The organism is Streptomyces sp. NPDC002574 (assembly GCF_042889545.1).
Taxonomy (GTDB): Bacteria; Actinomycetota; Actinomycetes; order Streptomycetales; family Streptomycetaceae; genus Actinacidiphila.
Genome location: NZ_JBIARB010000012.1, coordinates 188,298 through 200,503, shown reverse-complemented (window position 1 = coordinate 200,503; position 12,206 = coordinate 188,298). Strand labels below are relative to the sequence as shown.

General features: G+C 73.6%; 1 pseudogene. It reads right to left on the bottom strand.

Annotation, left to right across the window (positions count from 1 at the left end):
* Positions 1–12,098 (bottom strand): annotated as a pseudogene (locus ACFYXS_RS28550) (hypothetical protein); the annotation flags it as partial.
* Positions 12,099–12,206: the final 108 nt, after the last annotated feature.

Genomic DNA, 12,206 nt, shown 5'->3' with positions numbered 1-12,206 from the left:
CCCGCGTTCCCCGGCAGCACCGTCAGCCGGTCGCCGCGCACGGCACCCGCCGCGTCCGTCAGCACGTGCCCGCCCGGACGATCCGCCACGAACAGCCCACCGCGCCCACCCTGCGCGTCGGCAAGCGCCACGCCCGTCTCCACCGGGCGTCCGTCGGCGCCGTAACGCGTCGTCGCGCCCGTCGCGTCGTCCGTCACCCGGAAACCCGCGTTCCCCGGCAGCACCGTCAGCCGGTCGCCGCGCACGGCACCCGCCGCGTCCGTCAGCACGTGCCCGCCCGGACGATCCGCCACGAACAGCACGCCCCGCACACCCTGCGCGTCGGCAAGCGCCACACCCGTCTCCCCCAGACGGCCGTCCACGCCGTGGGCGGCGAAGACGCCGGTGGTGTGGTCGGTGACCCGGAAGCCGTTTCCGGGGCCGAGGTCGGTGACGGTGTCGGGGAGGCGGTTGCCGTTCAGGTCGGTCACGTGGTGGCCGGCGCCCCCGGTCATCAGGACCCGGTCGGTGTCCGCCGGTGCTCCGTTCCCGCCGGTCAACTGGAGTCCCTGGTCCACGTGATGGCCCCGGACGGTGACGCGCGTGGTGACGCCGGTCCCCGTGTCGGTCAGGCGCACATGGCCGTCGTCCAGGAGGGCGGCGTGCAACGCCTGCCCGTGCCCGTCCACCGCTGTGACGGCCTGCGGGCCCCCGCGGCCGGCGAGGTCGACGTGCAGGCGCGCCCCGGTCGGCCGCCCGTCGGAGCCGAGCAGCGGGAGGTCGTCCGCGATCCGGGCACCGGCGTGGTTGTACGTGACGACCACGTCGGAGGGCGTGTGGCGGACGTCGAAGCCGCCGCCCTGCCGGACGGTGACCGTGCGGTCCGGGTCGGGGGTCAGGTGGCGGTCCACCACCTGGTGGGTGACGGAGCCGTCCGCCCAGGTCTGCTCCTGCACGGTGAAGCCGTTGGACCCCGCGTGGCCGGAGTCGGACAGGGGGGTCGACGTCGTCGACACCGGCACCCGCTCGGGCAGGGGGTCCCCGCCGCCGGCCGCGTTGATCGCGCCGCGCTCGACGGCGGCCCGCTCGTTGATCCCGCGCATCCGCTGGTCCACGGCGTGCGGGTCGAGGCCCTCCCCGCGCAGCTGGTGATACGAGGCGGCCAGCCGGTCGCGGGCGGCCAGCACCTCCCCTTGGACGTGCTCGTCGATCGCGCTCAGTCCCTGCGACGTACTCGCGTCGCCGCCGCGGAACCCGTCCTCGGCACGGCCGAGGTCCGTCCTGGCCGAGGTGAGGTCGGCCCAGTGCTGCCGGGCCGCGTTCCCTTCCCCGCCGAGAAGGTCCTCGACGGCGCGGTAGTCGGAGGCCCAGGGCTCCGCTCCCCCGCCGGCGTGACCGGTCACGGGTGCGGGCGGCGCGGCCGTGAAGGTCTCGTCGATCCTGGTCAGCAGGGCGTCGAGCCGGCCGCGGGTGCTCGCGCGCAGGTCGGTGCCGGACAGCAGGGCATCGGCCCGCCCGGCGAGGTCGCGCAGGCCCTCGGTCCCGAGGGGGGTGGTACCGCCGCCGTGGAACGCGTCCAGCACGCGGTACGCGTCCGCCTCGGCGCGGGCCTGGTCCCGCAGGGCCCGGACACCGACGGCGCGCTCCGACCCGGGGCGGTCCCGCAGGAACCGGTCGGCGGCCGTCACCACGTTGTCGAGCGCCGTGGCCCGTCCGGCGAAGTCGGTCTCCGCGACGCCCCGGAGAGCCGTCATGCTCCGGTCGACGTGCTGGATCTGCGACTGGCCGCGGATCCCGCGCGGGGTCGCCGTCCGGTCCCGGTAGACGGCCGGGTCCAGCAGATCGGGGTGCGCCGGCCTCCCCGTGGCGCGGGTGCCGTCCGCCGCGCCGGTGTGCGCGGTGTCCTCGACGTGCGGGGTGGTCTCCGGCTGCGGGACGGTACGCGTCGCGTCCACGCCCGTCTCACGGGGGGCCTCGGTGGGGCCGCCGCCGTGCGACGTGCTCGGCGGCAGCGCGTCGTGCGGCTTGACGCCGGCCAACTCGTCGCCGCCCAAGCCGAGATCCGCCCCGGCATGCCGGCCGGGGCGGCTCTCCGGGCTCACCACGAGGTCGTCGATCACGCCTGGCCGGGACGGGATGTCGTCCAGGGCGTGGGACGGCGGGAAGGCGTCGACGCCGCCTCCGTTCAGATTCACGTCCGGCTCCACGTGCCGGCCGGGGCCGTTCCCCGGGCCCGCGAGAAGCTCGTCCACCAGGTTCGGGCGTGACGTGACGCCGTCCAGCGCGTGCGGCGAAGGGAACGCATCGACGCCGCCGCCGTTCAGGCCGGCCTCCGGGCCCACGGGGGTCAGGGCGTCATCGAGCGCCTTCGGCGGCAGGAAGGTGCCGGCGTCCGTGCCGCCGTGCAGGACGTCGTCCGACAGGGCGGGGGCACGGTGGGACAGCGCGCCCGAGCCGCTCGCCTCCACCGGAGCCGGCGTGTGCGGCAGGCCGGAACCGCCGGTGTGGGGCACGGGTGCCTCGGGGGCGGCGTCCAGCGCCGAGGACGCGGGGGATGTCCCGGGGAGATCGGGCACGGCCTTCTGCGGCAGGAACAGCGCGCGGGCGTCGTCGCTCAGGGCGATCACCTTGGCGCCGGCGTGCTGGTACGCGTGCTGCGGCATGGCCTTGACGGCCTCGTTCACCTTGTTGCGGCCGATACCGAAGGCCCTCTGGATGCTCGAGCCGTTGAACTGCTCGAAACTGACCCTTCCGTCGTTCTCCGTCAGGACCTTGATCACCTGACGCATGTCCGCGGTCGCGCCCGGCAGCGCGTGGGAGATCGCCCTGTCCAGCTCCGGCGGGAGCGCCGCCGGGGCGGGCTGGGTGGACGACCCCGGCTTGGGCTTGGGCACGGGCTTCCTCCGGACCGACGGCCCCGGATTCTGCGCGTCGTCGGTCGCCGGGTGCGCCGGCTTCTGGTGGTCCTGGAGCGGCGAGTGCGCCGGCGCTTCCTGCGCGGGAGCCAACCGGGCCTTGATGTCGTCCAGCAGCTTGGTGCGCTCGGCGAACAGTTTCTCCGCCATCTCCAGGCGGTCGCCGGTGGCGGTCCTGCGGAACTGGTCGGTCAGGTCGACGGACTGCTGGGCGTGCGTCTCCGCCTTGCGCAGGTTGAACCTGACGGAGTTGGTGTGCCCGCTCGTGATGCCGTTGTCCGCCTGGCGGACCCGGTCGAGCGCTTCGTCGTGCTGCTTGCCCGCGGCCCGGGCGATCGGGTCGACGGTGCCGTCCGGGAAGTACCGTCCGTCGCCCGCCGGGTTGTGGACGTCCACGAGACCGGCCCAGCGTCCGGAGACCTCGGACCCCAGGGGCGTGAAGGGGAGGTTGCCGCCGAACTTCGCCTCCGGGCGGAACAGGTTGGAGACGACCTTGCCCAGTTCGTCCTCGTTGTTCATGACGCGGAGCACATGGGCCTTGAAGTCGCCGCCGATGGAGTGCACTTCGCGCACCACCGACAGGGCGAGTCCGTCCCGCACGTCCGCGCCGTGGAAGACCTCCTGCTCGAAGGAGACCGTGCGCGTGGACTTGTCCGGGTACGTGTAGGTCCACCGGGCCCGCTCGCCCGTTCCCGTGAAGCCCTCGTCGAACTCGGCCGCGCGGACGTTCTTCCCCTCGAATTCCAGGTTCCGCATGGTCGGACGGTCCAGGGGGTTGAGCTGGTCGTGGAGGGAGACCCAGCCGCCCTTCTCCTGGAGCACCTTGGCGTCGAAGATCATGGTGGTGGGCCCGTACCGGGTCTGCATCGGGGCCTTGCCGGACTCCATCCGGAAGAACACGAAGTCGTCGTTGCCCAGGTTGGAGGTGTTCTTCACCGAGCTCTTGCCGGAGGCGAGGAACTTCAGGCCGCGGCGCTCCAGTTCGCCCTGGGACATCATGAATCCGCTGTTGGCCATGGTGTGGTAGGCCGGTGTCGCGTGCTTGATGTGGTGCGGGAGGTTCTCCACCCGGGCGCGGAGATCGCGGAGGGCCTGCGCGTCGCCGGCGTCCAGCGTGCCGAGCAGGGTGTCGAACTCCTGCCTCAGCCCCTGGACGTTCCTGCCGGAGAGGTTCTTGACGAACTCCCCCTTCTGCGTGGGGGTCAGGTTGTCGGGGAAGTCCCCGATCACCTGGGCCCACTTCCCCTCGGCGTCGGGGAGGACCTTCGTCCACTGCTTGCCCGTCGGTATGTCCTTGTACGCGCCCCACACCCGGTACCTGCGGGCGACGTCGACAGCCGCGCCCGACAGTCCGCGGGCCGCCTTGTCGACGTCGAACGGCCGGGCCAGGCGCAGCTCCTCGCCCGGCAGGGCCGCGACGAGGGCGTCGTCGACGAGCTTCACGTAATGGTCCACGGCCGCGACGAGTGCCTTGTTCCGGGCGCGCAGCGCGTACGCGCCGCCGAGGCCCGCGGCGTCCTTGACGAATCCGTCCGTCATCACGCCCAGCCGGCCGGCCGACTCCCTGAGCTCGTCGGCGAGCCCCTGGATCTCCCCGTGGGTCGCCGTGGAACCGGGCTTCAGCGCGTCCTCGAGGCCGGCGACCCGCGCCCGCACCGCGTCGGACTGCGCCGTGATCTCCGGTCCGGTCCAGACCCCCTGGTCGGGACGGCCGGCGCCCTCCGGCGTGCGGGCGAACCGGTCGAGGTCGTCGCCGTGCGTACGAAGCCGCAGGGCCTGGTCCACGTAGCTCGATCCGGCGAGCCGGTCGACCAGGCTGTTGAGCTCGACCTGGGTGAGGTTCCGGGAGTGGATGAGGTCGTCCACGGCGCCGTCGAGCACGGCCTTGGCCGTCTGTTCGTTCCCGAGGGCCTCGGTCACCTTGGCCTGGGCATCGGGCAGCTTGGACGATTCGTCCGACAGCTGGGCCAGGTCGTTCTCGAACTGTCGCAGTCTGCTCGTGGCGCCGGCGTGCCCCTCCAGGGCGTTGTTCAGCGGCGCGAGGTCGACCGGCGTGTGCGCCGCGGGCGGCGCCGGCGGCTGGTGCGAGCCGGAACCGGACGGGGCGCCGGGTGCCAGGTCGTCGCCCGTGCTCGTCGTCGTGTGCATGCCGCCGCGCACCCGCGGGAACTCATGGCCGAGCAGCTGCGCGGTCACGTCCTCCGACAGCGCCCGCACCGTCAGCCGGCCCTCGATGCTGCCCAGCCGGTCCTGCACCGAGTGGTAGGCGTGCAGGAACTCGTCCCGCGACACGGCCCCCTCGCCCAGCTTCCGCAGGCGCAGGTTCACCGTGTGGAACAGATCCGTCTCCCGCGACAACTCGGCGCGCACCGGACCCGCGGTGGGTGCCTCCTTCCAGGAGGCGGGCGTGGGCAGCGGGTTGAAGAGGTCGTTGTTGTGGAGCACATTGCCGCGCAGGTCGGCGGCGACGTTGCTGAAGCCGGTGCTGCTCCACTCCCGGGAGAACGCGCGGTCCCCGCCCTCGATCCTCACGGAGACGGCGTTGCGGCCGGGCTCGTGGGTGACCGTCACCGTGAGCTCGTCGGTGAAGCCGGGCCGGCTGACCACGAACGTCTTGACCAGCGGATCCGTGCCCTCCGTGCGGACGACCGCGTCGTCGAGGCCCTCCCAGCGCCGCATCGAGCCCTGCTCGAAGGCCCGGCCGAAGTCGTCGAAGGCCGTTCCCGACGGCAGACCCTGCCACTCCTCGCGGAGCAGCGCGGGAAGCTCGGCGTTCGGGATCTGCTCCGCGCGGACGGGGATGACGGTGATGCCGTCCGGCTCGACCCGGGGTGAGCCGGTGCGTACCAGCCTGGTCGGGGAGAGCGTCACCTCGGACTGGTCGCTCAGGGCGACGGCGTCGTCGAACGCCTTCTCGTAGCCCGGCGGGTACGCCATCGCCAGCTTGCCGTGGTTCGCGGGCACTTCGATCTCGAAGACCACGCGGTTGCTGTTGACGCCGTTCTTCGCCCACTCCGCCTGGAACGCGCGGTTGTTGGACGTCGAGGCGGGCAGTCGCTCGATGAAGACGTCGGCCTGCGCCGCGTGCGGGTCCATCGCCACACCGCGCCACACCGTCATCGGCTCGTTGGCGCCCTCGTGCAGCAGGCCCTTGGTGACCTTGTTGAACTCCTCGACCTTGCCGATCAGGCCCGGATCGGCCTCCAGGACGCCGGCGTTGATGTAGCCGCCGTAGCCCTTCTTGGACGTGAAGGCGCCGCCGATGACGTTCTGCATGAACAGCTTGAGGTCGTTGTCCACGGCGGCCTTGCCCAGGTGCGTACGGGCCAGGTCCGTGGCGGCCGTCCAGTTCCCGGCCTCGGCCGGCGGCACGTGCCCGGGCGGTGCCACCGGCGGCCGCCCGGAGGTCTCGGTCCTGATGAGGACGCCGCCGGCGCGGTCGTAGACCTGGTTGCCCAGGGGCGAGGCGACGATGATCTCGCCGTCCGGGCCGAGCTTGGCCGGCCACGCCGAACCGCCGGCCCGTACGTCCTCCACCGCGTTGTTGGCGATCGTGACGGTGGCCCCGCCGAAGTGGCCGTCGGAGAGCGCCGTCGTCTCCTGGGCGGTGCGCAGCTGCGGCCCCAGCCGCTTGTACGTCCAGCTGTGGACGACCGAGCCGCCGGCGTCCAGCTGCCGGACGGTGAACTGGGCACCCCCGCGCTGGACATCGGCCACCTCGAAGCGGTGGCCGCCGACCTCGGCGTTCCCCACCAGTTCCGGGGTCCTGCCGCGTTCGGCGCGGACGACGAGCCCGTCCTGGCCGGGGATGCCGACGACCGAGCGGTTGTCGACCGCCGGCAGGGGGGTGGGCTGGTGCGGCGCCGAGGACCCGGCGGTCGCCAGGTCGTCGCCGGCCGTCGCGGGGTGCGTCCCGCCCGACGGATGCAGGTCACCGGGCTGGTGGGGCGCACCGCCGCCGAGCCCGTATCCACCGTGCGACCGCACCTCGGGAAGCGGCGCGCCGCCCGTCACCTCGGACCAGTGGGCCTCGGCCCGGGCCAGCGCGGTGTCGGCCTGCCGGACCTGCTCCCAGGATTCGAGGTACCGGACGCCGTCGGCCTCGGCCGAGGTGCCGACACCCTGCTCGTACCGTGCCTGGAGGTCGTCCCGGACGATCCGGGCATCGATCACCCCGCGCCGGGCGTCCGTGACGGCCGCTCCCGCGTCGATCGCCGCCGAGTTCCGCGCGGCGTCACCGTGCGCACCGCCGTCGCCCGGCCACGAGCCGGTGGTGTCCGGCGTGTGGTCCGGGGCCCTGCCCTTGCCCTTGTCCACCGACGGGGCGGGGGAGTCCGTGAGGTCGTCCACGACGCCGTGCCCTGCCGTGCCGGCCGACGACTCCGCGGACACCGGCCGCGCGTCGAGCGCGGATGTCATGAACTCCTCGGTGAACCGGCCGGCGTCCGCCCGCCATGTCGGCAGGTTCTCCAGCGCGTAGCGGTAGGCGCTCCCCAGCTGGGCCGCCGTGATCTGGTGGTCCGCCAGGACCAGCACACCGTTGCCGTGGATCCCGTCGACGCCGCCGCGGACGGCACCGAGTTCGCCCGAGGCGCCCGGGCCCAGGGTCACCGGCTCGTGGCGGCCCGGCAGCCACACCGACAGCGAGGGACTGCCCGTCTCGCGGTCCATTCCGATCACCAGCCGGATGTCGGCCCTGGAGTCGCCGATCGCGTTCTCCACGTGCTGCCGCACCGGTCGCGCGTCCTCCACGAACCGCATGAAGTCGTCGCCGCCGACACCGTGGAGATCGATCCCCGGACCACCGTGCCCGGCGCCGCCGGGCGCACCGGGCTGCCGCCCGGGGGCGGCGTGGACGTCGCCGCCCGTCCCTCCGTGCGCGTTCGCCTGCGACCCCGACGGGTGGACGTCCGGCATGCCGCCCAGGCCGCCGTCGTGCACTCCGGACCCGTGGGACACCGAGGGCGTGCCGGTCGACAGGTCGTCCACCGACGTCCGGAACACGCCCATGTCGTGCAGCATGTCGTCGATCTGGTGGAGCACCAGGTCCACGTCCGACGTCCCTGACGTCCCGGACATCGTCGACGTCCGTGTCGACGTCGGCGGCGACGGCGCGTCGTACGCCCCGGGCGACGGCACGGACCCGAGGGAGTCCCCCGCGGCCGGGGCGCCCGGCAGGGAAGCCGGCTGCGGGAGGCCGTCCGCTCCGCCCCTGCCGATCCCGGAGAGTGCGTCCCCGGCGGCCGGCGCACCGGCCGACGGCGCCGGAAGATCGGCCAGCCCGGGACGCAGCGTGCCGTAGGACGTGCCCAGTTCACGGGAGAGCTGGCGCCCCGCGTCGTCGCCGCCCGTGACGACGGCATGCGTGACCATGGTCTCGAACCGGCTGAGCAGATCGAGCTGATCCACCTGAAGGGGCGTCTTCGTCTCTCCGACGATCAAGGGACGCTGGTGGTCGAACAGCACCCATTGGCGTGCCTTGACGAAGGCGTTCTGGAACTGCTCCGGAGGAACGACGCTCCCGTTCTTCAGATAGGCGTCGGCGGCCCGGTAACGGGCCAGGTCGCCGGCCGTCAGATCGACCACGGGCGACGGGCCGTCCGCCCAGTGCCAGGCACCGTCACGCCGCAGCATCGTGTCGACCAGGCGGTACGGGGCCGCGACCCAGAGGTCGGCCACCGACTTGCCGACCGCCGCGGAGACGAACCCCTCGGCGAACCGCACGCAGTTGTAGCGGAACAGGTCGTACACGGCGCCGGAGTGCGCCATCGCGTAGCGGTATCCGTCGAACAACTGCGCCGCGGTGATGCGGTAGGTGCCCAGGACACGGACGTGGCCGGACAGGACGTACCCGGCGTCGTCGACGATCGCACCCGGGTGCCCGAACAAGCCGTCCGAGGGATAGAAACCGATGGTCAGGGGCGCGCGCTCGCCCGGCAGCATCACCGACACCATGGCGTGGCCCACGTCGTCGGAGAACTCCCGCCAGGTCCGGCCGCCGGGATTGGCCAGGATGGCCACCTCGATGTCGGCCGCGGGGTTGTCGAAGGCGCGCTCCACGTGCTGCCGCAGCGGCCGGATCAGGTCCACGAACTCCGAGAAGCCGTCCAGGTCCTCGGTACCGCCCTGGCCGACCGGGGACCCGGGCACCGAGTCGTCGTCCATGTCGAAGTGCGAACGCATCGGCGCGCCCGTGTCGTCGATGTCGACCATGTCGACATGCGAACGCATCGGTACTCCGGTGTCGTCCAGGAACATGTCGTCGAGCCCGGCGAGCAGGCCGCTCTCCGGCCGCGGCGGGACCGGCGGCGCGTGGTGCCCGCCCGCCCCCGGGACGGCGGGCGCGTCGTGCGTGAGGTCCGTGTGCCGCACGCCGCCCGGGAGCCTGCCGCGTTCCGGGCCCGCGATGTGCACGGCGAGCTGGTCGGCCTGGGCCCGGATGTCGACCTTCGTGAAGCCCGCCCCCCTGGCGTTCTCCAGTGCCTCGCGGGACGCGTTCAAGGCACCCGGCGTCGTCGCCTCGTGGCCCATCTTGCGCAGCTTGATGTTGACCTCGTGGAGCAGGTCCGCGTCACGCGACAGCACATGGCCGCCACCCGCCACCGGCGTGGGCGGCTTACCGGCGCCGGCGGAGCCGGGTGCCGGGTCGGTGACGGTGTGCGGCGTGCTCTCCGGGGTGTGCGGGCCACGGCCGCCCGGTCCCGGGCGGACCGGGGTGCCGTGCAGATCCTGGGCCGCCGCGGGGAGCAGGGGGTGGTCGCCCTTGCTCGCGGGCGCGCCCGCGAAGGCGTGCCCCGCGTCGTCGGCGCTCTTGCCGGGGGCGCCGGCGAAGGCGTGGGTTTCGGCGGGACGCACCCCTGTGCCGGCGTCGACCAGGTCGAGCGCGGACCGGGGGGTGTTGCCCGGCGGCAGGGCGCCCGCGCCGTGCGAACCGGGGGCGAAGCGGTCGGGAGCCGCGTTCGGGCGCGGGGAGCCCGGGGAGTGGACGAGCTCGTCGAGGTGCAGGCTGGTCTGGTGGGCCGTCAGGGCGCTGGTGGTGCGGTCGCCGAGACCGGCACCCGCACCGGCGGGGACCGGGGTGTTGGGGGTGCCACGGCCGCCGGTCGCGAGGAGGTCGAACGCCGTCGTGCCGGTGGTGCCGGGACCGCCGTGGTGGAGCTGGCCGATCGTGGTGACCGGGGGGTGGGCGCCCGTCGCCGGGCCGCCCGGGGTGATGCTCGCCACCAGGTCCTGCGCGGTGGTGCCGGGCGGGGGCGCCTGGGTGCCGGTCAGCGCGGTGTGCAGGGCGCCGGGGCCGGTGCCCGGCGCGCCCGGGGTGAGCAGGTTGCCGGCCGCTCCGGTGCCCGGGGAGGTCATGTGCGTACCGGTGAGCGCGATGCTCCCGGGGGCGTGGGTGCCGCCGGGGCCGCCCGGAAGCAGCGCGTCGGCGTGGGCCGCGGTGCCCGGCGGCGGTGCCTGCACGGCGGTGAGCGCGGAGTGGGTGCCGCCCGTGACGGGGGCACCGGCCGCGAGGTCGACGCCGTGGGCGGCCGGGCTGCCGGCGGCGCCGGGCAGGTACAGGCCGGAGGGGTGGAGGGTCGGCGCCGAGGTGACCGCGCTGACGCCGAGGCCGCCGTCGGCGCGGGCGGGCAGCGGGCTGAAGCCGTCGAGCCGCAGGTTGTTGAGGTGGGCCTTGGGGATGTCGACCAGGGCGTCCAGCTGCCGGGAGGCGTGGAAGCCCAGCCCGGCCCGGTCGCCGATGGCGCCGACGTCGCCCATGTGGAGGGAGGGCGGCCGCAGCGCGGACGCCATGTCGATCGGGCCCATATGGAGTTCGAAGGGGCGCAGGCCGGCGTGGGTGCCGGCCCAGTCGCCGAGCCGCACGTTGCCGAGCTCGATGCGGGGCATGTCGACGAGCCCGTCCACGCCGTGCGGGCCGTGCGGCATCGGTACGGCGCTGACACCGTGGCCGATCGCCCCGCCGAGGGGCGCGCCGAAGATGTGGTTGCCCATGACGCCGCGGTCGAAGAGGCCGATGCGCAGTGCGCCGCGCCATCCGTACTGGCCGATCTCACCGGCGTCCACGGGCAGCAGCAGTCGCGTCCACTTGGTGCCGCCGAGCTCCCGGACGGTGAAGTCCCAGGTGGCCTTGGCGCCGGTGCCCACTCCGTGCCAGGCGGTGACAAGGCCGCGGCCGAGGCCGTTCCAGCCGGCGACGACGCCGCGGCCGAAGGTGGCCGGCAGCCCGCGCACCACTCCGGGGAGGGCGCGCAGGTTCTCCAGGACGGTCAGTCCGCCGCGCTGGAAGACCATTCCGGTGAGCGCGGGCAGGTTGTGGATGCCCTGCATCACCCACAGGCCGCCCTGGCGTACCCAGGTGGAGCTGAGCCGCACGAAGTCCTGCAGGCTCGGCATGATCGTGGTCAGCCGGAAGCCATTGGTGAACAGGTTGCGCAGCGCCTGGAAGGTGCCGCGGGCGATCTGGGTGAACCCCTTGGCGAAGGCGGTCCCGCCGGCCTTGATGATCTGGAAGATCGGCAGGGCCTTGGTGGTCGGGGCCAGGATGCCCAGGCCCGCGAGAAAGAGGTCCAGGAAGCTGGCGTCGCCCTTGGCGAAGTCGACGATGGTCTTGACGAAGAGGGTGAGGTTGACGCCCAGGGCCAGCAGCGCGATGGGTCCGCCGAAGATCAGCGCCGGGATGATCAGGATGATCGCCAGCCACTGGAACGCCTCCCAGAACAGTTGGCACTCGGAGATGGGCAGCTGGATGTTGGAGACGCCCCGGATGGCGCCGGCCGCCGACGAGGCCCCCTCGCCGTGCTCGGTGCCGGCCTGCCGGGCGGTGGTCGCGTAGGTCTCCCGCTGCGGGTCGTCCTCGGAGAGCCCGCGTCCGGAGTTGAGGGCGCCGTCGGCCCTGGACTGGAGCTCGACGAGTTTGTCGGCCCAGCCGCTCAGGCTGGTCGAGGCGGACTCGAAGGACTGCGCCACGTCCTCGATGTGGTGGCGGAGCCGGTCGTCGACCTTCCCGCGCAGGGCGTCGGCGGCCTCGCCGACGAAGACGCTGTCGCCGGCGGTGTTCATCACCGCGTCGATGGCGGTGCTGATCTCCCGCGCCGAGGTGCCCAGGTTCTTCAGCTCGGTGGAGAGCGTCCTGATCTGCTCGGGGTCGCCCGGGGTCGGGTCTCCGGACAGCCCGATCGCGTTCCAGTCGGTCGGGCGTGGCATACGGGGTTCCTCCCGGAACGACAGGACGCGGGGCGGGTGCTCCCACCGGGACCACGCACGAGCGCGGGGTGCGGTTCACGTGACGTGCGCTACACAAGCGGCCGGAGG